The following is a 20,945-nucleotide window of genomic DNA, read 5'->3' on the forward strand; positions in this document are numbered from 1 at the left end:
CCCGTCGTCACGACCGCCAATCCACCGCGCAACGCTGGTACGATAGGCCCTATTGTATTGAATCAAACTGGGATAGTTGTCGGCTAACGCCTGGCAAGGGGCCGCGGGTAGCGTAGAGTGGGAGATTGCGATGGGCAGTCCGGTGATCGTGCAAGGTTATCCAGATTACGAGTACCGCGAAGGAGATACGGCGGCGTATTTTGATACTGCTGTCACTATCACAGACCCTGACAACGATTTGAGGTTCATACAGGTGCTTCTCTATGGAGAATCGTCTGGGGATCGTATTGGGCTCGGCGGAAATGTGACCCTTGCAGACAACGGGCACCTGTATATCGACGGGAGGGATGTCGGTTTTGCTGACCTCGACTCCAGTTCATTCACTTACTCCACCAATCGTTCTGCATCCACCCAGGACTTTGAGACAATCCTTCGGTCGCTTTATTATTATAACATCGATGGCGACGCTTTGACGGATCACAACGTGACTTTGTCGGTCTATGTCGATGATATGGAATTAAATTCCGACAATGCATTTTACTACGTTGATGTGCTTGCCGAGGACGACCCGGCCGTAGCCCAAGACGATCGTTTCTATGGTGACGAATCTTCTGTCGTCTCCGGCAACGTTTTCGATGACAATGGCTACGGTCCGGACAGCGATCCCGACGGTCCGGCTCTGCAGGTCACTGCGGTGAACGGAGAGGCGGCCTACGTCGGCACGCAAATCACGCTCGACGATGGCTCGCTGCTGACCGTCAACGCGGACGGGACGTTCACGTACGATCCGAACGGAGCCTATGCGACGATCCCCGGACCGGACTCAGGCAGCCCGTATTACTTCGGGCTTCCATCCTTCACCTACACCCTCGCCAACGGCAGCACGGCCACGGTCGCGATCGGCCTGACGGGGGTCGATAGCGAAGGTGACAGGGTGGTCGGCACGGGCGGCGACGATGTCCTTGACGGCGGCATCGGCGCGGACGCCATGTACGGTCTTGCCGGCGACGATACCTTTCTCCTCGATAACGCCGGCGACGTTGTGTACGAGAACCCGGACGAGGGTTCGGACACGATCCGCTCCACGGTCTCCTTCTCGCTCCCGGACAATGTGGAAGACCTGATCCTGACGGGTGGCGGCAACATCGACGGGTTCGGCAACGGGCTCGACAATCAACTCTTCGGCACCATCGGCAACAACCTGCTCGACGGCGGTGGCGGCGCGGACATCATGCGCGGCGGCGCGGGCGACGATAGCTATTACGTCGACAACGCCGATGACCGCGTGTCGGAGCGAGACGGCGCGGGCAGCGATACGATCCGCTCATCCGTGAGCTACCGCATGCCGCTCAACGTCGAAACGCTGATCCTGACCGGCCCCTACGCGATCAACGGAAGCGGCAATTTCCAGGCCAACGTGCTGATCGGCAACGACGCGGACAACGTGCTCAACGGCGCCGCCGGCGCGGATACCCTGCAAGGGGAGGGGGGCAACGATACGTTCGTCGTGGACAATCCCGGCGATCTGATCGTCGAGACCGCGGACCACGGGCGCGACGCAGTGCTGGCATCGATCAGCTACACCTTGACCGACAATGTCGAGGACCTGCGTCTGACCGGCACGAACATGATCGACGGTACCGGTAACGACCTTGCCAACTTCATCCTCGGCAACGCCGCGGCCAACGTGCTGACGGGATGGGACGGCGACGACGCACTCAACGGCGGCGGGGGCGACGACCGCCTGCTCGGCGGCGACGGCAACGACACCCTCAATGGCGGCAACGCCTCCGACTGGATCGATGGCGGCGCTGGACTGGACGTCATGGCTGGCGGCAGCGGGGCGGACTATTTCGTCTTCGCGATGGAAACGCACAGCGGTGCGACGCCGAGAACGGCGGACCGCATCCTCGACTTCAGCCGTGCGCAGGGCGACCGTATCCTGGTGAGCATGGATGCCGACACCAGTACCGCGGAGAATGATCCCTTCACGTTCATCGGGACCGGCGCGTTCACCCAGAACGCCGGCGAGCTGCGCTACGAACAGATCGGCGCCAACACCTACGTGTTCGGCGACACCGACGGCGACGGCACGGCCGACTTCGCCATCCGGGTGGACGGAACGCACGCTTTCCAGGCAGGAGATTTCATCATCTAGCGACGCTTTCGTTCCCTACTTGTTCCGCGTGAACAAACGCGGTACAGAGTCGCCATCGCGGGACATTGCTCGGTCGTCCCAGGGTCGGCATTGACGAAAGGGTGAACACCATGGCAGCGCAGCTCAAAGTCATCAAAAGCGGATTGGATACTCCCAGCATGGACCGGCAAAAGGCGCTCGAAGCGGCGCTTGCACAAATCGATCGCGCATTCGGCAAGGGCTCGGCGATGAAGCTGGGCAGCCGTGAAAAGATCGAGATCGACACGATTTCCACCGGCAGCCTGGGCCTCGACATCGCGCTTGGGGTCGGCGGCCTGCCGCGCGGCCGGGTGATCGAAATCTACGGTCCGGAAAGCTCGGGCAAGACGACGCTTGCGCTGCACACCATTGCCGAGGCGCAGAAGAACGGCGGTACGGCCGCCTTCGTCGACGCCGAACATGCGCTCGACCCGGTCTATGCCAAGAAGCTGGGCGTGGATATCGACGAACTGATCGTGTCGCAGCCCGATACCGGCGAACAGGCGCTTGAAATCGTCGATACGCTGGTCCGCTCCAACGCGGTCGATATCCTCGTCGTCGACTCGGTCGCTGCGCTCGTCCCCCGTGCCGAGATCGAGGGCGAGATGGGCGACAGCCATGTCGGCCTGCAGGCGCGGCTCATGTCGCAATCGCTGCGCAAGCTCACCGGCTCGATCAGCCGGTCACGCTGCATGGTCATCTTCATCAACCAGCTGCGGATGAAGATCGGCGTGATGTACGGCAACCCGGAAACCACGACCGGCGGCAACGCGCTGAAATTCTACGCGTCGGTTCGTCTCGACATCCGCCGCATCGGCCAAATCAAGGACCGCGACGATATCGTCGGCAACACCACCCGCGTGAAGGTGGTCAAGAACAAGGTCGCGCCGCCGTTCAAGCAGGTCGAATTCGACATCATGTACGGCGAGGGCGTGTCCAAGGTCGGCGAGATCCTCGACCTTGGCGTCAAGGCCGGGATCGTCGAGAAATCCGGGGCCTGGTTCAGCTACGACAGCGTCCGCATCGGACAGGGCCGTGAGAACTCTAAACAGTATCTCAGGGACAATCCGGAGATGGCGCAGCGCATCGAAAATGCGGTGCGCGGTCGCACGGACGAGGTCGGCGAGGCGCTGATGGCGGGTCCGGATCCCGAAGACGCCGACGACTGACAATCCGGCCGCGACCGGCGGCGTTCAACGACTGAAGGGGCGGCGGCTCGTGGATGCATGGCATCCCGTCCGCCGGCCTTTTCATTCTTCGCTCAACACAGGTCTTCGGGGATCGCCGGCGGGATGGTCGCCGCGGTGTCGACTCGGATCGGCGCGAACAGTTTCCTGGGCTCGGTCGCGAGAACAAGCAGGAAGGACACCAAGCCGCAAATGGCCGTGCCCCACAGGAATGGCGCGGTCGTGCCGTCGAATGCCTGGCCGATGGCAAAGCCGATCAGCGCCGCGAAGATGGTGCCGGTCATGCCCTGCACCGACGAGGCCGTGCCGGCGATCGGCGCCATATGCTCCATCGCCAGCGTGCTGAGGTTGGATGAGGTGAAGGCGAAGCAGACCATCGTCAGCGACTGCAGGGCGACGAACAGCCACAGGTTCTCGGCGACGAAATAGCCGACCAGTGCGTGGGCGGTGGTGAGGACCGCCAGCACCAGCGCCGCCGAATGGCCGACGCGGCGCAGGCCGTAGCGCCCGACCACGCGGCTGTTGGCCCAGGACGCCAGCGCCATCGGCGCGGCGATGCCGCCGAACACCAGCCCGATCGCCCCCGGGGCGCCGTAGACGTCGAACACGATCTGCTGGATTGAGGAGATGTAGGCGATGAGGATGCCGAAGCTGGCCGTCAGCGCGAGCGTGTAGCCGCGTGACTGCGGTTCCCGGATCACGGTCGCGGTCGCGGCGAGGATGTCGCGCCAGTTCAGCGAGCGGCGGTAATCGGGATGCAGGGTCTCGGGCAGCCGGATCGACGACCAGACCAGCATGACGAGCGCGTAGATTGCCAGCAACAGGAAGATCCACGGCCAATCACCGACCAAAAGGATGGCCTGGCCGACCGACGGGGCCAGCACCGGCACGACCATGAAGGTCATGAACACCAGGCTCATGATCCGCGCCATCGCTTCACCTTCGAACAGGTCGCGTACCACCGACACCACCAGCACGCGGGTGACGGCCGCCGAAGCTCCCATCGCCGCACGGCCCGCGATCAGCAGCGGGAAGGTCCAGGCAAAGGCGCACAGCAGGGAAAAAAGCCCGTACAGGATGATCCCGACGGCCAGCACCGGCTTGCGCCCGAAACGGTCGGCCAGTGGCCCCCAGATCAGCTGCGTCGACCCGAAGCCGATCATGTAGGCGACGACGATCAGTTGCCGGCGATTGTCTTCGGTGACGCCCAGCGACTCGCCGATGTCGGGCAGCGCCGGGATCATCACGTCGATGGCGAAGGCGTTGAGCGCCATTAGCCCAGCGAGCAGGGCGATCGTCTCGCCCGTCCCGGGAACCGTCTTGCCATCCTTTGGTGCGCTGTTCAGCATCGGTCCCTCGCGTGGAGCAGCGGCTGCTGGCCGATTGGGGTCCAACGTGCAAGGACTATGGCTCACAGGCGCGAAGGAGCTTGCGGTGCGGACCGTATCACTGACTGGATTGCCGACCGACAGCCACTCGTCGTACCTGCGCGGACCGGCCGCGGCCCCGGCGTTGATCCGCCAGGCGCTGGGCTCCGATCACTGGAACCGCTCGTCCGAAAGCGGCATCGACCTCGACGTCGACCTGTGCGTCGAAGACGGTGGCGATCTTGCGCTCGACGAGGGCGAGGGGGATTTCGATCGCATTCGAATGAGCGCACGCGAGGCAGCCGCGGCGGGCAAGGTGCCGATCTTTCTCGGCGGCGATCACATGGTCACCTATCCCGTCGTCGCCGGCATCGCCGATGCGCTGGGGCCGGTTCAGATCCTTCATTTCGATGCCCATCCGGACCTGTACGACGATTTCGAAGGCGATCCGCTCAGCCACGCTTCGCCCTTCGCGCGGATCATGGAGGGTGGAATGGCGACCCGGCTGGTGCAGGTCGGTATCCGTACGCTCAATGCCCATTGCCGGGAGCAGGCGGCCCGGTTCGGCGTGGAAATCGTCGCCGCGGCCGACTTCGCCGCCGCCGCCGTGCCGATCCCGCATGGCCCGCTCTACATCAGTATCGATATCGACGCGCTCGACCCGGCCTATGCGCCGGGCGTGTCGCATCACGAACCCGGCGGCCTGTCCGTTCGCGAAATCCTGTCCGTGCTGCACCGCGTGCAATCGCGCATCGTCGGCGCCGACGTGGTCGAATATAATCCGCAACGCGACATCAACGGCATGACCGCCGTCGTCGCCGCCAAGTTCGTCAAGGAATTGGCCGCTCTGGCCGCCAGGGGAGACAGCCAATGATCGTCCATTCAATCCGCCTGGCGGAACGCCGGTCATGACCCAGTCGCCTGATTGGGCCGGCCAGGGCGGCGATGCCTGGGCCGAACATTGGCACAGTACCGACCAGGCGCTGGCCAAGGTCGGCGATGCGCTTGACCGCGCGGTCGCCAAGGCGGCGCCGATCGGCCCGATCCGCGCGCTCGATGTCGGCTGCGGACCCGGCACGACGTCGCTGGCCCTGGCGGCGGAGCGGCCCAACGCCGAAATCCTGGGGTGCGATCTGTCCGCGTCGCTCATTGCCATCGCCAACCAGCGCAGCGAGGACGTCCCCAACCTGCGGTTCGTGCAGGAGGACGCGTCGAAGGCGGCGCGCGATCATGGTCCGTTCGACCTCATCTTCTCCCGCCACGGCGTGATGTTCTTCGACGAACCGAAAGCGGCCTTCGCGACCCTTCGCCGATCGGCCCGCGACACCGCCAGCCTGGTCTTCTCCTGCTTTCGCGAATGGTCCGCCAATCCGTGGGCGGCCGAACTCTCCGCCGCGGCCCTCGGCACAAAGGCGGAAGCTCCGGAAAAAGGCCCGGGCGCCTTTGCTTTCGCCGACCCGGACTATGTCGAAAAGCTGCTCAAGCAATCCGGATGGGCCGGAGCCGAGCCGGCCAGGCTCGATTTCGACTATGTCGCGGGAAGCGGCCCGCAGGCCGCCGACGAAGCGATGCGGTTCCTGCTCGACATCGGACCGGCCGCGCGGGTGCTGAACGCGCCCGGCGGCGAGCGCGATCCCGAAGCGGTCGCCCGCGTCCGCGCGGTGGTCGAAAAACATGGGAAGGGCGATAGCGTGGTTTTTCCCGCCTCGGCGTGGATCTGGACTGCCACCGCCGCCTGACGGCTGGCCCGCCGGGCGCCGCCGTGCCAAGGTCGGCCTGCCGCATTTCCAAGGGGGGACAGTCATGCGCCAGCTTCATTTTCATCGCCGCACGTTTCTCGCGGCCGGCGCGGCATCGGCGGCGCTGTCGGCGCTGACCGGGCGCGCCGCCGCGGCGATTACCGAACAAGCGGCGCCGATGGCCCTGCCGCCGCCAATCACCCGCGCCGAGCGGCTGGCGCGGATCGGACGGGCGCAGGCGCTGATGGCGTCCAGCGGGATCGGTGCCGTGCTGATCGAATCTGGGCCGAGCCTCGATTACTTTACCGGCATCCAGTGGTGGCGCTCCGAACGGCTGACCGCCGTCGTCATCCCGGCGCAGGGCGACCCGATCGTCGTCACCCCGTTTTTCGAAGGTCCGACTATCCGCGAGATGCTTGCGGTCCCGGCCGAGGTTCGCACCTGGCAGGAGGATGAAGAGCCGCTGAAACTCGTCGCCGACTTCCTCCGTGAAAAGGGCGTGGCCGGCGCCCCCATCGGGTTCGAAGAGACCAATCGCTTCTTCATCGCCGACCGCCTGCGGCAAGCATTGCCCGCGGCCAACATCGTTAGCGCCAATCCGGCGGTCCGGGCGCTGCGCATGATCAAGACGCCCGCGGAACTGGCGCTGATGCAGGCGGCGGCCGACATCACGCTAAGCGCCTATCGAACTATCGCGCCGCAGATTCGCGAGGGGATGACTCCCGCCGAAATCGACAGACTTTACGTCGCCGCGGTCACCGCGTTGGGCGGAAAGACCGATGGCGGGCTGATCTTGCTGGGCGAAGCGGCCGCCTATCCGCACGGCTCCGGCAAGCCGCAGCACGTCCGCAAGGGCGAAGTCGTGCTGCTCGACTGCGGCTGCGATGTGCACGGTTATCAGTCCGATATTTCGCGCACCTTCGTGTTCGGCGCCGACCCGTCGGTCGAACAGCGCAAGGTGTGGGACCAGATGCGCCGCGGCATGGACATCGCGATGGCGGCGGCCAAGGTCGGCGCGCCCGCCGGTTCGGTCGATGACGCGGTCCGCAGCGCGTACGAAAGCTGGGGCTATGGCCCGCGCTACAAGCTGCCCGGCACGTCGCATCGCACGGGTCACGGCATCGGCATGGAAGGCCATGAACCGATCAATCTGGTCCATGGCGAAGCCACCCCGCTGGCGCCGGGCATGTGCTTTTCCAACGAGCCCGGCATCTACCTTCCGGGCAAGTTCGGCATCCGGCTGGAGGATTGCTTCCACATGACCGCAACGGGGCCGCGCTGGTTCACGCAGCCGCCGCCGTCGATCGACCAGCCGTTCGGCTGAGCATTTGACACCGCGCGGCGCGCTCCGCAAAGCCGCTGCCTGAGGCAATAGGGGGAGTGATCATGGTCGAAGCGGAGGAGAAACGCGGCCTCAGCCTGCAATGGCAGATGCTGGTCGGCTTCCTCGTCGGCCTGATCGCCGGCCTCATCGTCTACTCGACGTCGCAGGGCGCGCCCTGGGTCGAAACGGTCACGACCTATATCACTCAGCCGATCGGGCAGGTGTTCCTGCGCCTGCTGTTCATGCTCGTCATCCCGTTGCTGTTTTCGGCACTGGTGGTCGGCATCTCGGAAATGGGCGAAATCCGCTCGCTCAAGCGTGTCGGGATCCGGACCCTGCTGTATACGGTCGTCGTCTCGTCGATCGCGGTCGCCGTCAGCCTGGCGGTGGTCAATTTGCTGCAGCCGGGGGCAGGCGTCGATCGCTCGGCTGCGAGCGAACTGCTGGCCGCGCAGGGCGAACGCGCCGGGGCGATCATCCAGACCGGCGCCGAACAGCCGTCGGGCATCGATGCCTTCGTCACGATCATCCCCAACAACCTTGTCGAAGTGATGGGGTCGAACAGCTCGATCCTGTCGGTAATGTTCTTCGCCTTGTTCTTCGGCATCGGCCTGCTGCTCACCGACACGCCCAATTCGCGCAAGCTGCAGAACGGCTTCGAAGGCCTGTTCGACGTGACGATGCGGCTGATCCTGATCGTCATCAAGCTGGCGCCGATCGCGGTCGCCTGTTTCATGTTCAACCTTGCCGCCTTGTTCGGCTGGGACTTGCTGATCCGGCTGTCCGCCTACGTCGGCGTCGTGTTGCTGGCGCTGGGCATCCAGATGTTCCTCGTCTTCCCGGCCCTGCTCGCGACGCTGGGGAAGAAGAATCCGCTGACCTTCTTCCGCCAGACCCAGGAAGCCAGCGTGATGGCTTTTTCCACCGCGTCGTCGAACGCGACGCTGCCGACCGCGCTGCGCGTGGCGGACGAAAATCTCAAGCTGCCGCGGCGCATCTCGCGTTTCGTCCTGACCATCGGCGCGACCGCCAACCAGAACGGCACTGCGATGTTCGAAGGCGTCACCGTACTGTTCCTCGCCCAGTTCTTCGGCGTCGAACTGAGCCTGTGGCAGCAGATCACCGTGATGCTGGTGTGCATCCTTGGTGGCATCGGCACAGCGGGTGTTCCTGCTGGATCCCTGCCGGTGGTGGCGCTGATCCTGGCGATGGTCGGGATCGAACCGCAGGCCATCGCCATCGTGCTCGGCGTCGATCGTTTCCTCGACATGTGCCGGACCACGCTCAATGTCGTCGGCGACCTCGTCTGTGCGCAGGTCATTTCGGCGGCCGAACCCGAAGACCTGCCAGTGAAAGCCCAGACTGCCTGATGACCGATACCAGTACGCTCGAATTCGGCCGCAACATCCTGCACGACGAGGCGCGCGCGCTGGATGCGCTCGCCGACGACCTTGGCGAGGAATTCTCAAGAGCCATCGATCTTCTCCTCGACATGTCGGGCAAGCTGATCGTCGCCGGGCTGGGCAAATCGGGCCATGTCGCGCGCAAGATCGCCGCGACCTTCGCCTCGACCGGGACCACCGCCACCTTCCTGCACCTGGCTGAGGCGATCCACGGCGACCTTGGCATCGCGGCCAGCGGCGATGTCGCGATCCTCATCTCCTTGTCGGGCAACACGGCGGAGCTCGAACCGGTGATCGACCATCTCGAGGCGGTCAATATCCCGATCATCGCCATCACCGGCGCGCCCAATTCCATGCTCGGCCAGGCGGCAGCGGCGCCGTTGATCCTGCCGCATTGGCCGGAAGTGGGGCCTGAATCGGTGGCCCCGACGACCTCGACGACGATGAGCCTCGCGCTGGGCGATGCGCTGGCGATGACCGTCATGCGGCAAAAGGGGTTCACGCGGACCGACTTCGGCCGGCTGCACCCCGGCGGGACGTTAGGCGCGCGGTTGAAGCCGGTGCGCCGGCTGATGCATTCCGGCCGGCAGCTGCCGCTGACCGACGCCGAAAGTTCGATGCACGAAGCGGTCGTGGTGATGACCGAAAAGCGGCTCGGCGTCGTCGGCGTGACCGATGAAGGCGGGCGACTGGTCGGGGTCATCACCGACGGCGACTTGCGGCGCAATATCGAGCGCGGTCTGGACCACAGCGCCGCCGAATTCATGACCGTGGATCCGAAGACGGTGACTCCGGACTCGCTCGTCGCCGACGCGCTCGAACTGTTCGAGGAATATAAGATCACCGCGCTGTTCGTGGTCGAGGAAAGCGACGACGGACCGCGTCCGGTCGGCGTCCTCCACATCCACGATTGCCCCGTCGTCCTGTGAAGGTCGCGGCGCTGATCCCGGCGCGGTTCGCGTCCAGCCGCTATCCCGGAAAGCCGCTGGTCGAACTGCGCGGCGCGGGCGGTCACGGCAAGCCGCTCATCCGCCGCAGTTTCGAAGCGGCGCAACGCGTCCACGGGCTGGATTCGATCCACGTCGTGACCGACGATGCCCGCATCGCCGAGGCTTGCGCGGCCTTCGGCGCACCGGTGCTCATGACGTCGGAGGACGCGCGCAACGGCACCGAGCGCTGCGCCGAGGCGCTCGACCAGCTGGACGGCGCGGACGTCGTCGTGAACATCCAGGGCGACGCGCTGCTCACCCCGGCCCATTTCGTCGAAGCGCTGGTCGAACGGATGCGCGGCGGCAAAGCCGATGTCGCGACCCCGGCCATGCGCATGCGCAGCAGCGAAGCGCGCATGCTGCAGGACGAGGAGCGGGCCGGTCGGGTCGGCGGCACGTCCGTCGTCACCGACAGCCGCGGCCGTGCGCTCTATTTTTCGAAGCGTTTGATCCCGCACCTGCCCAAGGGTTCGCTCGACGGCGACATGTCGCCCGTCCGCCTCCACATCGGCGTCTACGCCTATACGCCGTCGGCGCTGGCCGCATATGCCGACACCCCGCCGTCGGAGCTTGAGTTGCTCGAAGGACTGGAACAGCTGCGGTTCCTGACCGCCGGCATCGCCATCGACGTGGTCGACGTACAGCCGCCCGCCTTTGCCTTGCGCGAGCTCAATAACCCCGAGGACGTCGACCCGATCGAGCAGGCGCTGGCGGAGGCCGGCTTCGAATGACCCTGGACGACGTGGAGGACCGCTACCCGGTCATCCTTTGCGACATCTGGGGCGTCATCCATGACGGGGTGAAGCTCTATCCCGGTGCCGCGGCGCGGCTGCGCAAGTGGCGGGACGCGGGCAAGCGCACGATCCTCATCACCAACGCCCCGCGAACCGCGGACGCGGTGGGCGAACAGCTGCGGACCCTCGGTCTCGACGCGGACCTGTGGGCCGGGATCGCGACCAGCGGCGAAGCGGGCATCGCCCGTTTGACCAGCCCGCCGCGACCGGTCGGCTTCATGGGCACGGAACGCGATGCGATGATCCTGCAGGATCGCGGTGTCCTCCTGGCCGAAGGCGATGATTTCGACGAACTTGCCTGCTCCGGCCTCGATGGGCTCCGCATGCGCGTTGCCGACTACGAACCGCAGCTTCAGCAGATCAAGGCCCGCGACGTGCTGCTGCACTGTCTCAACCCGGACCGGATGGTCATTCGCGGGGGCACGCCGGAACCGTGCGCCGGCGCCATCGCCGATCGCTACCTTGAACTGGGCGGCCGGGTCGAATGGTACGGCAAGCCCTATCCGGCCATCTATGCCCACGCGTTCCAGATCGCCGGCAACCCGCCGCGCGCGGACATGCTAGCCGTCGGCGACAGCCTGCAAACCGACATTCTCGGCGCGGCCAAGGCGGGGCTGGATACCGTCTATCTGACCGGCGGGATTGCGCAGGGGCAGGGCATTCCGGACGAATTTTACACCGCAAACGGGCTTGGCGACTGGCGACCGGTGGCGGTTGTCGATTCCCTGCACTAAATAGCCCGCATGAAATTGCTTGGACATGACGTCGGCCTCGACCGGCCCTTCTTCCTCATCGCCGGCCCGTGCGTGGTCGAAAGCGAAGAACTACAGCTGCGCACGGCGGAACGGCTGAAGGCGATCGCCGACAAGCTCGGCATTTTCTTCATCTTCAAGTCCAGCTTCGACAAGGCCAACCGTTCGTCGGACAAAAGCTTTCGCGGCCCGGGCATGGATGAAGGGCTGAAGGTGTTGCAGACGGTGCGCGAAAAGATCGGCGTGCCTGTCCTGACCGACGTCCACGACATTCCGCAGATCGCGCCGGTGGCCCAGGCGGTCGACGTGCTGCAGACGCCCGCCTTCCTCGCCCGCCAGACCGACTTCATCCACGCGGTCGCTGCCAGCGGCCGGCCGGTCAACATCAAGAAGGCACAGTTCATGGCGCCGGGCGACATGAAGAACGTGGTCGACAAGGCCCGCAACGCCGCCAGCGCGGCCGGAGTGACCGACGACACGATTATGGTGTGCGAACGCGGCGCGTCGTTCGGGTACAACAACCTGGTTTCCGACATGCGCAGCCTGGCGATCATGCGCGAAACCGGCTGTCCGGTGGTGTTCGACGCCACGCACTCGGTGCAGTTGCCAGGCGGGCAGGGGGCCAGTTCGGGCGGACAGCGCGAACATGTGCCCGTGCTGGCCCGAGCGGCCGTCGCGACCGGCATCAGCGGCCTGTTCATGGAAACCCATCCGGACCCGGCCAATGCGCTGTCGGACGGTCCCAACGCCTGGCCGCTCGACCGGATGGAAGCGCTGCTGACCACGTTGGTCGCCATCGACCGCACGGTGAAGGAAGCGGGTTTCGAAGAGTCGTCGCTTTGAAGCCGACGGTCTTCATCCAGGCCAACGACCGCCAGCTTCTCGGCGCGAAAATCTCCGCCCACAGCTTTCGCCGCAACGCCCGCGATCCCGGGAGCTTCGACGTCAGAATCCTCGAGGTCCGCGATTTCCCGCGACTGATGGATGACAGCCGGACGATCCTTCGCGCCGGTACCGTTCGCCAGTGGGACCCGGACGATTTGCAAAGCTTCACGCCGCTGCGCTTCTACCCGCCGCAGGCGATGGGTTTCGACGGCATCGCGCTGGTCACCGACCCCGACGTCTTCGCGCTTGGCGATGCGGGCGAATTGTTTGGCCGCGACCTTGGCGGCAAGGCCATCTGGGCGGTGCCGCGGCCCGGCCACAACAAGCAGGCCGATTATATCGCGACCTCGGTCATGCTGCTTGATTGCGCGAAGCTCCGCCACTGGGACTTCGACCGCGATCTGGACGACTTGTTCGCCCACAAGTTCGACTATGTCGACTGGATCGAACTCAAGCGCGAGGACCGGTCGACAATCGGCAACCTCGAGCCCGAATGGAACCACTTCGACACGCTGACGCCCGCGACCAAGCTATTGCACACGACCAAGCGCCGCACCCAGCCGTGGAAGACGGGCCTGCCCGTCGATTTCACGCTACGCCGCAGCTGGCCGGTGGATATGCTCAACAAATTGCTGATGCGATACGCGCCGCATCCCGATCCGAACCAGGAAGCTTTGGTCTTCTCGCTACTCGCCGAATTGTATGACTCGGGCGAGGTGACGAAGGCGGAACTGGACCGGGAAATGGCGGCCAACCACATCCGCCACGACAGCCCGGCGCTGATCGACCGCTATCGCGGCTGGGATGCGCAGCGGGCGCTCGCCGCCTAAAGCAGGGCGCGGACCGCCGCGACTGCGGTCGCCAACGGGTCGCAATTCAACTTGCCGCTTCGCGGTGCATCGATCGTCCCCACGAGGCCGGCGGCCTGGACGCCGGTCCAGAAGCGGCGAATATCGCGCACCGGCACGGGTAGTCCCGACCCGTAGAAGAACCGGCCCGCCAGCGTTTGTTGCGGCAGGACCAGCCCGACCGGCTTGCCCGTTGCAATCGCGTCGGAAACCATGGCCACGCTGTCCGCGGTAACGTGGATTTCATCGGCGTCCTTCAACAGCACGGAATAGCGCGGCAGGCCCTTGCGCAGGTTGAGTGCGGCAAGCGCCTCCGGATCGGTCCGCGCGCTGCCGCAGCCGATCAGCGTGCCCGGAATCGCCTCGAGATAGGCCGCGGCCTCCGCGACGATCGCGGGCGTGAGCCGCCACATGAAGGTATCGCCGCCGACAAGCAGCAAGCGATGGGGGCGCGGCAGGGCCTTTAGCCATTCGCGCTCCCTCGACGTCGGCTTGACCGGGGTCACGGTGCTGATCCCGACGGGCAGCCGGATGACGTTGGACCGTGCCGGCACGTCATATTGCGGTGTAGTGATGACAAGGTCGAAATTGCGCGGATCGAGGCGTGGATTGCCCAGGCGAACCAGCTTCACCATGCCGCCGGAAGCCTTGCGGATGGCCAGCGCGACGGGGGCGCTGCGATTGCCGATGCCAAGGACCAAGTCCGGCCACGGGGGCGCGATCTCGTCGCGCGATTCCTTGTCCAGGCTGGCCAGCGACTCTCCCAGAAGCGCAGGGCGAAGGCGGCGCAGCTGCGTGTAGCGCAGTTCGATGGCTCGGAACGGAAGGCCCAGCGCCTCCGCCAGACGCAGAAGCTGATTGTTGTCGCCCGTTTTCTCCCCCAGTAGGACCCAGATGCGCGCGCGCGTCATGCCGGGCGGATCCGCCGGTACTCGCGCCACAGTTGCGCGGCCAGCAGCGTGACGAAGATTCCGGTGGCGATGACGAAGGCGGCGGCCGCGCCCTGCACGCCATATTGCCACGCCAGGGGCGCGACGATCGCAAAATAGACGATGGTGCCGCCGATCCGGGCCTTGAGCGGACCGGCCGAGCGGCCGAGCGAGTAGAGCATCGGTTCAAACGGAAAGGACAGCATCGCCAGCATCGGGGCGAGCACCAAGACGATCAGCACCGGATAGGCCGGGGCGAATTGCGCGCCGAAGATCAGCTTGATCAGCGCTTCGCCCGCAACCACCACCAACAAGACCGACAGGACACCGAAGATCGCCGCCAGCGCCGCGCCGCGCAGCATCAGCTTCCACGGCCGCTTGGTCCGCGTGTCCAGCTTCATCACTTCGGGATAGAAAGCGCGGGCCATCAGGTCGGTGGGCTTTTGCGCGCTGTCGGACAGCGTCGCCGCGACCCGGTAGAAGGCCGCGCTCGCAGGGCCGAGCAGGCCGCCGACGATCAGCCGTGCCACCGGTCCCCAGGCGGCGGTCAGGCTGGAAGTCAGGTTGACCCGGATGGCGAATTTCCACGCGCCCTGCAGCGGATGCGGGTTGAGCGTCGGCCGCAGCGCGTCGGACATGTCCCGTCGCTTCAGCTCGCGCACGGTCAACCACCACATGAACAGATCGCCGCCCATGTCGGTTACCCACCAGATCAGCAGGTAGATTTCGAACGGCGCGTCATTGAGGAAGGCGATGCCGGCAAAGATTGCCCGCGCGATCGGGTAGGCGATGCCGCCCCAGCTGACGAGGTCGAACCGGTCGAGCGTTCGCAACACCCCGCTCGGAGTCATCGCCTGCATCGTGGGAATGACGGTGCAGTAAAGGACGCCCAGCCAGATGTAGTCGCGCGGGATTCCGAACCAGGTGCCGATCAGCGGCAGGATCGCCATCGCCGCGATCATTCCAAAGACGCCGCTGAGCATATCGAGCCCGAACGAGAAACCGGTCGCGACCTTGAAATCTTCCGGCCGTCCGGCGGCCAGTCCTTGCCCGCCATAACGGACGACGATCTGCCATGACTGGAACTTGCTCAGGCTGCTTGCCGCCTGGGCGTAGCTGTGGATGAGGATCAGCAGGCCGAACATCATCACGCCCAGCGCCCGGCCGGTGAACGCCAGCGTCGCCACCGACGCGATCGCCGCAACGATGCGGGACGCGCCAAGGTAGCTGCTGTTCTTCAGCAGCGAGCGCATACTTTCGTCTTTGAACCAGTGCCGCATCATCGCGGCGCTTAAGCGAAACCGGGCGGCCTAGCTACTCAAGCCGGTTCAGGCTCGCGCTGCTTGACCACCTTGTCGGCCATCGGTCCGTTAAGTTCGGACAAATGGTCGTACGCCGCGTCGTAGCTGGCCAGCCCCTGGCTCTGGGAACGCAGCTCGGCTTCCAGCCCGCCCAGCTCCGCTTCGGGAATGACGGCGTCGATCCGGTCCCAGCCGGTCCAGCCGTCGCGCGGTGCCATGCCCAGCATCTGCCCGCGCCGGCTGGCGACGGCGGAACTGACCCGGCTGGCCGCACTGGTCGGACAGACGACGGTGACCTTGTGCATCGGCTCCAGCAGGTGGGGTCCGGCCGCCGCCAGCGCCTCGGCCATTGCCAGCCGCCCGGCCAGACGAAAGGCCAATTCCGAACTGTCGACACTGTGATAGCTGCCGTCGACCAGGGTCACCGCGACATCGACCACAGTAAAGCCCAGCGGCCCTTTGCGCATCGCTTCGCGCACGCCGTCCTCGACCGCTGGGATCCATTGCTTGGGGATTGCACCGCCCGTGATGCGGTCGCCGAACTGAAAGCCCGATCCGCGCGGCAAGGGCTTCACCTCGATGACGACGTCGCCAAACTGCCCGTGGCCGCCCGACTGCTTCTTGTGGCGGCCCTTCTGGGTAACGGTTTTGCGGATCGATTCGCGATAGCCGATGGTCGGCGCGCGCGCGGTGACGGTAACGCCGTAGCGCCGCTTGAGCCGCTCCAGAACCGTGCGCAGATGCTCGTCGTTGACTCCGCGCAAGCGCATCTCGTGCGTGTCCTCGTCCTGCTCCAGCACCAGTGCGGGGTCTTCCTCCAGCAGCCGGTGCAGCGCCCCCGACAGCTTGACGTCGTCCTTGCGGTCCGCCGGCTCGATGGCCAGCGTGCAATTGAGCGAGGGCAAAGTGACGTCGATCGCCGGGGGCATCGTCCCGCTGCTCAGCCAGTCGCCGGCCTTGACCCCGTCGATCTTGGCCACTGCGACGACGTCGCCGTTGGCGGCCTCGCCGACCTTTTGAGTCTTGTCCCCCTGGACCCGGAACAGCGCGCCGAGCCTGGCGCTGGCGCCGTCGCAGGACTTGAGGTCGGAGCCTTCGCCGATCCGCCCGCCAAGCGCGCGCGCCAGCGCCAGCCGGCCGACCGTCCCGCCATTGTGGACCTTGAACACGAACAGCGCCGGATCGCCGACCTCCAGCCGGTCCGCGCTGTGTTGGGGCCCCGGGGCTTCGTGGCGCAACGCCTTGAGCAATCGGCCAATGCCCCAGCCGCTTTCGGCCGACCCGAACAGCACCGGCACGGCCAGCGTCTCGCTAGTTTCGCGGGCGAGGTCGTGCAGCACCCGCTTCGCGTCCGGTGTCTGCTCCATCACCAGTTGCTCGAGCAATTCGTCGTCGTGATCGGCCAGCTGTTCGAGCATGTGCGCGCGCGCTTCATGCTCGCGGTCGGCCAGCTCGCCGGGAATGTCGATCGGCTCGCTGTCTTTCCCGGTGTAATGATAGGCCCGCTCCAGCGCGAGATCGACAAAACCGGTGATCTTCTCGCCCTCGCGGATCGGAATCTGGCGGGCGATGAGGGGTTCGACGCTGACCGGCTGAAGCGCGGCCAGCAGGTCGCGGATGCGCCCATGCGCCTGGTCGATGCGATTGACGAAGATGAGGTGCGGAATGCCCAGTTCGTCCAGCGCGCGCAGCGCCGGCGCCGCCAGCGGCGCTCGCGCCGGATCGGGATCGACGACGACGATGGCCAGGTCCGCCAGCGCGATCGCCCGCGCGCCGTCTGCGGCGAAGCCGACCGAGCCGGGGCAGTCGATCAGAGCAAAGCGGTCGCCCAGATAGTCGAAATGATACAGGTTGAGTTCGGTCGAGCCGCCGCGCGCGCGCGCTTCCGCGCTGGAATCGCCGATGCTGGTGCCGTTGCCGACCGAACCGTGGCGGTCGGTTGCGCCGGCCGCATGGACGATCGCCTCGGCCAGGCTGGTCTTGCCCGCGCCGGCCGGTCCGACCAGCGCGATGGCTCGCGTACCGTTGGCTTTGGCTCCGCTCGGGTCTTTCGGCATGCGACTCTCCTTCGTCCGTGGTGACGGGCGCGCGAGTCGCGTCTCGAACAAGGCGCTAACGCGCACTTCGAAACGAACAGCGTCGGACGAAATCGGGCATTGCGCAAGCCCCCGGAACAGCAGCGCGTCTCAAGTCTTCTTCCGCCGATGGCAAAGCGGCGCAAAGCGAAGGACACCACCGGGCACCGGGCGCGAACGCCGCTGCAGATGCCGGCTCCGGCGTGGCGGGCGATTGCCGCGCGGACGTGGAAACGCACGTGGCAGGACAATGTCGGCCTCGTCGCCGCCGGGGTCACCTATTACGGCTTCCTCGCCATCGTCCCGCTGCTCGGCATCATCGTCCTGACCTATGGCTTGATCGCCGATCCGGCGACCGTGGTCAGCAACGTGCGCACCATTACCGTCATGCTTCCGCCCGACGTCGCGACGCTGGTCGCCGACCAGCTGATCGCCGCGGTCGAGGCGGCTAAGCAGACCAAGGGCGTAGGCATCCTCATTGCCCTGCTGGTCGCGCTGTACGGCGGCACCAATGGCGCCAGCGCGATCATCACCGCGCTCAACATCGCCTATGAGGAAAAGGAAAAGCGCTCGCTCGGCGGCTTTTATCTGCTGGCGACGATCATGACCGCGGCGGCGGTCGTGCTGGCCGTGTTCGCGCTGGTGGCGACAACGGCGCTCGCCTTCCTCGGCAGCCTCGCGCCGAACACCTCGCCGTTGACAGTCGCGCTGGCGCGCATCGGCGGCTTTGTCCTCATGACGCTGAGCGCCGCGGCGATCGCGGCGACGCTCTATCGCTACGCGCCGTCGCGCGAGCATGCACGCTGGACCTGGATCACGCCAGGTAGCCTGTTCGCCGCCATCGCCTGGCTGCTGCTGACGCTGGGCTTCAGCTTCTACGTCACCAGCATCACCGATTACAACGTCACCTACGGGTCGCTGGGCACGATCGTCGTCCTGCTGACGTGGTTGTACCTGTCGGCCTATGTGCTGATCTTCGGCGCCGAGCTGAACAGCGAGATCGAGCACCAGAGTTCGCGCGACACCACCACCGGCGCGCCGCGTCCGCTGGGCAAGCGCGGCGCCTGGGCGGCCGACAATGTCGCGACCAGCGGCGAGCCCGACCGCCATGCCGCGCCCTCGATGGCCGAAGCGATGCCCGAGCCGCCGACCGTCGACATGTTGCCCGGTGTGGGCCCCGCCAAGCCGAAGCGGGCCGCGCCAACGCCCCGCAAGCCGGCACCTCGGCGCACACCGGCGCGCAAGGGCAAGAAAACCTAGGTCAGGTCGCGAGCGGCATTTCCGGGCGCGCGACCGGCGACAGGCGCGCATCGATCCACGCCGCTATGTCGTCCATCACCTGCTCGCGCCCGATATCGTTGAGCAGGTCGTGATAATGGCCGTCGTACAGCTTGATCGTCTTGTCCGCCGATCCGGCCCGGTCGTAAAATTCCTGGCTGCCCTGATATTTGGTCGCCTTGTCGGCGGTCCCGTGCAGGATGAATACGGGCAGGGTGATGCGCTCGAATTCCCGCTCCAGCCGCTCGTCGGCACGGGCAAGGGCGGCGACGGTGGCCACCGGCTGCACCTCGCCGTCGATCAGCGGGTCGGCCTGAAGCTCGGCCAGGCGGTCTGGATCGCGCGTGAAATCCTCGTTGTGGAGCTTCAGCACATGCGCATGCGGCAACAGGTGGCTCGCGCCTTCCAGGAGCTTGAGCGCCAGGTCCGGCGCGTAGACCTTGAACGCAAAGCTCTCGCAGATCAGCCCGGCGATCCGGTCCTGGTAATCGAGCGCATAGGACGTTGCGGTAACGCCGCCGGCACTGTGACCGAGCAGGTAGACCGGCAGGTCGGGATGCTTCGCCCGCGCCAATTCGATCGCCTGCGAGAGGTCGGAGACGTAATCGTCGATGCTTTCGACATAATAGCGCTCGCCTTCCGATTTGCCGCGCCCGCGCAGGTCGAGCAGGGTGACGGCCAAGCCGCGTGAGGAGAAATCGTCCGCCGCGCGAACATATTGCCCACCGTGCGAATTGACCCCGTGGCAAATCACCAGCGACGCTCGCGGCGTGCCGGCGGGCTGGAAATGCCGGGTGAAGATTTTCACCCCGCCCTTGCCGTCCAGATAGGATTCAGTGGCGGTGTTCGACGTCGCGAATGTCATGGCCGTTCCCCTCGACTCCACAGCGAAGGACCGGCTTTACAGCATTGCCGATCGCACTGCAGCTATCGTTGGAGAGCAGGCTCCTAGGCGGGCAGAAGCTTCTTCTCGCCCGCCAGCTTGATCAGCGACGACTGCAGCTTTTCGAACGCGCGAACCTCGATCTGCCGGATACGCTCGCGGCTGACGCCATAAACCTGGCTAAGCTCTTCCAACGTCCGCGGATCGTCGGTCAGGCGGCGTTCGGTCAGGATGTGCTTCTCGCGATCGTTGAGGTTTTCCATCGCGTCCATCAGCAGGTCGTGGCGGACGCTGGCTTCCTCGTCCTCGGCGATAAGCTCGTCCTGCAACGGGCCGGTGTCGACCAGGAAGTCCTGCCACTGGCTTTCGCCGCCCTCGTCGCCCTTCAGCGTGACGTTAAGCGAGGTGTCGCCGCCCATCGCCATGCGGCGGTTCATCGATACCACCTCGTCCTCGGTCACACCAAGGTCGGTGGCGATCTTGGTGACGTCGGCGGGCTTCAGGTCGCCTTCCTCGAACGCGTCGATCTGGTTCTTCATCCGCCTGAGGTTGAAGAACAGCTTCTTCTGCGCGGCGGTGGTGCCCATCTTTACGAGGCTCCACGAGCGCAGGATGAATTCCTGGATCGAGGCGCGGATCCACCACATGGCATAGGTGGCGAGGCGGAAGCCGCGATCGGGCTCGAACTTCTTCACGCCCTGCATCAGGCCGATATTGCCCTCGGAAATCAGTTCGCTGACCGGCAGGCCATAGCCGCGGTAACCCATTGCGATCTTCGCCACGAGCCGCAGGTGCGAATTGACCAGCTTGGCCGCCGCATCGGTGTCACCCTGTTCGCGCCAGGCCTTGGCCAGCATGAATTCCTCCTCAGGAGCGAGGATGGGGAATTTCTTGATTTCGCTCAGATAGCGGTTGAGGCCGGCTTCACCGCCGGATGCGGGTAGCGACACGATACCGCCAGACTTGGCTGCCATTACGATCCATCTCCTAGGGGGCGGACGCACGAGGGGGCGTC

At 65.6% G+C, this 20,945-nt stretch carries 18 protein-coding genes; 12 read left to right on the forward strand and 6 right to left on the reverse strand.

The window, feature by feature from the left end:
- Positions 1–130 precede the first annotated feature (130 nt).
- A complete protein-coding gene (locus H8M03_RS01405; RefSeq protein ID WP_187480003.1) occupies positions 131–2,158 on the forward strand; it encodes an Ig-like domain-containing protein in 2,028 nt (675 codons plus the stop codon).
- Positions 2,159–2,268: 110 nt separating this feature from the next.
- Entirely contained in the window at positions 2,269–3,345 is a 1,077-nt protein-coding gene (gene recA, locus H8M03_RS01410; protein ID WP_187480004.1) for a recombinase RecA, read from the forward strand.
- A 92-nt stretch (positions 3,346–3,437) separates the two neighbouring features.
- Here recA and H8M03_RS01415 read toward each other — a convergent pair whose 3' ends face one another.
- Entirely contained in the window at positions 3,438–4,712 is a 1,275-nt protein-coding gene (locus H8M03_RS01415) for a multidrug effflux MFS transporter (RefSeq protein WP_222931887.1), read from the reverse strand.
- A gap of 85 nt (positions 4,713–4,797) precedes the next feature.
- Here H8M03_RS01415 and speB point away from each other — a divergent pair, with 85 nt between their 5' ends.
- The 9 genes from speB (at position 4,798) to H8M03_RS01460 (ending at position 13,446) form a co-directional block, all read left to right on the forward strand.
- Positions 4,798–5,604 carry an agmatinase gene (speB, locus tag H8M03_RS01420; protein WP_222931888.1) on the forward strand — a complete coding sequence of 269 codons (807 nt, stop codon included), beginning with the start codon at positions 4,798–4,800 and terminating at the stop codon, positions 5,602–5,604.
- 34 nt (positions 5,605–5,638) lie between these two features.
- On the forward strand, positions 5,639–6,469 hold the full coding sequence (locus tag H8M03_RS01425) for a class I SAM-dependent methyltransferase (RefSeq protein ID WP_187480007.1): 831 nt from the start codon (positions 5,639–5,641) through the stop codon (positions 6,467–6,469).
- 64 nt (positions 6,470–6,533) lie between these two features.
- The gene (locus H8M03_RS01430; protein WP_187480008.1) at positions 6,534–7,793 is read left to right on the forward strand and encodes a M24 family metallopeptidase; all 1,260 of its coding nucleotides are present in this window, start codon (positions 6,534–6,536) and stop codon (positions 7,791–7,793) included.
- Positions 7,794–7,855: 62 nt separating this feature from the next.
- A complete protein-coding gene (locus H8M03_RS01435; RefSeq protein ID WP_246448971.1) occupies positions 7,856–9,163 on the forward strand; it encodes a dicarboxylate/amino acid:cation symporter in 1,308 nt (435 codons plus the stop codon).
- Positions 9,163–10,125, forward strand: a complete 963-nt coding sequence (locus tag H8M03_RS01440) for a KpsF/GutQ family sugar-phosphate isomerase (RefSeq protein ID WP_187480009.1) — start codon at positions 9,163–9,165, stop codon at positions 10,123–10,125. Before H8M03_RS01435 ends, H8M03_RS01440 begins: the two co-directional genes overlap by 1 nt.
- Entirely contained in the window at positions 10,122–10,916 is a 795-nt protein-coding gene (locus tag H8M03_RS01445) for a 3-deoxy-manno-octulosonate cytidylyltransferase family protein (protein WP_187480010.1), read from the forward strand. Before H8M03_RS01440 ends, H8M03_RS01445 begins: the two co-directional genes overlap by 4 nt.
- Complete coding sequence (locus tag H8M03_RS01450) at positions 10,913–11,713, forward strand: TIGR01459 family HAD-type hydrolase (RefSeq protein WP_187480011.1); 801 nt, start codon at positions 10,913–10,915, stop codon at positions 11,711–11,713. The genes H8M03_RS01445 and H8M03_RS01450 overlap by 4 nt, the downstream gene beginning before the upstream one ends.
- 9 nt (positions 11,714–11,722) lie before the next feature.
- Positions 11,723–12,574, forward strand: coding sequence for a 3-deoxy-8-phosphooctulonate synthase (gene kdsA / locus H8M03_RS01455; protein WP_187480012.1), 852 nt, complete (start codon positions 11,723–11,725; stop codon positions 12,572–12,574).
- On the forward strand, positions 12,571–13,446 hold the full coding sequence (locus H8M03_RS01460) for a hypothetical protein (protein ID WP_187480013.1): 876 nt from the start codon (positions 12,571–12,573) through the stop codon (positions 13,444–13,446). The genes kdsA and H8M03_RS01460 overlap by 4 nt, the downstream gene beginning before the upstream one ends.
- Here H8M03_RS01460 and H8M03_RS01465 read toward each other — a convergent pair.
- The 3 genes from H8M03_RS01465 to H8M03_RS01475 form a co-directional block, all read right to left on the reverse strand.
- The gene (locus H8M03_RS01465; protein ID WP_187480014.1) at positions 13,443–14,375 is read right to left on the reverse strand and encodes an ELM1/GtrOC1 family putative glycosyltransferase; all 933 of its coding nucleotides are present in this window, start codon (positions 14,373–14,375) and stop codon (positions 13,443–13,445) included. The genes H8M03_RS01460 and H8M03_RS01465 overlap by 4 nt on opposite strands.
- The gene (locus H8M03_RS01470; RefSeq protein WP_187480015.1) at positions 14,372–15,646 is read right to left on the reverse strand and encodes a lipopolysaccharide biosynthesis protein; all 1,275 of its coding nucleotides are present in this window, start codon (positions 15,644–15,646) and stop codon (positions 14,372–14,374) included. The genes H8M03_RS01465 and H8M03_RS01470 overlap by 4 nt, the downstream gene beginning before the upstream one ends.
- A gap of 65 nt (positions 15,647–15,711) precedes the next feature.
- Positions 15,712–17,751 (reverse strand): elongation factor G, encoded by a 2,040-nt coding sequence (locus tag H8M03_RS01475; protein WP_187480016.1) that lies wholly within the window; start codon positions 17,749–17,751, stop codon positions 15,712–15,714.
- Positions 17,752–17,898: 147 nt separating this feature from the next.
- Between H8M03_RS01475 and H8M03_RS01480 the strand changes: the two genes are divergently transcribed.
- Positions 17,899–19,029, forward strand: a complete 1,131-nt coding sequence (locus tag H8M03_RS01480) for a YhjD/YihY/BrkB family envelope integrity protein (protein WP_222931889.1) — start codon at positions 17,899–17,901, stop codon at positions 19,027–19,029.
- 1 nt (position 19,030) lies between these two features.
- Here H8M03_RS01480 and H8M03_RS01485 read toward each other — a convergent pair whose 3' ends face one another.
- Both H8M03_RS01485 and rpoH read right to left on the reverse strand, forming a co-directional pair.
- Positions 19,031–19,912 carry an alpha/beta hydrolase gene (locus tag H8M03_RS01485; protein WP_187480017.1) on the reverse strand — a complete coding sequence of 294 codons (882 nt, stop codon included), beginning with the start codon at positions 19,910–19,912 and terminating at the stop codon, positions 19,031–19,033.
- Positions 19,913–19,995: 83 nt separating this feature from the next.
- Positions 19,996–20,904 carry an RNA polymerase sigma factor RpoH gene (gene rpoH, locus H8M03_RS01490; protein WP_187480018.1) on the reverse strand — a complete coding sequence of 303 codons (909 nt, stop codon included), beginning with the start codon at positions 20,902–20,904 and terminating at the stop codon, positions 19,996–19,998.
- Between the last annotated feature and the right edge of the window lie 41 nt (positions 20,905–20,945).

This window comes from Sphingomonas sabuli (assembly GCF_014352855.1).
Taxonomy (GTDB): Bacteria; Pseudomonadota; Alphaproteobacteria; order Sphingomonadales; family Sphingomonadaceae; genus Sphingomicrobium; species Sphingomicrobium sabuli.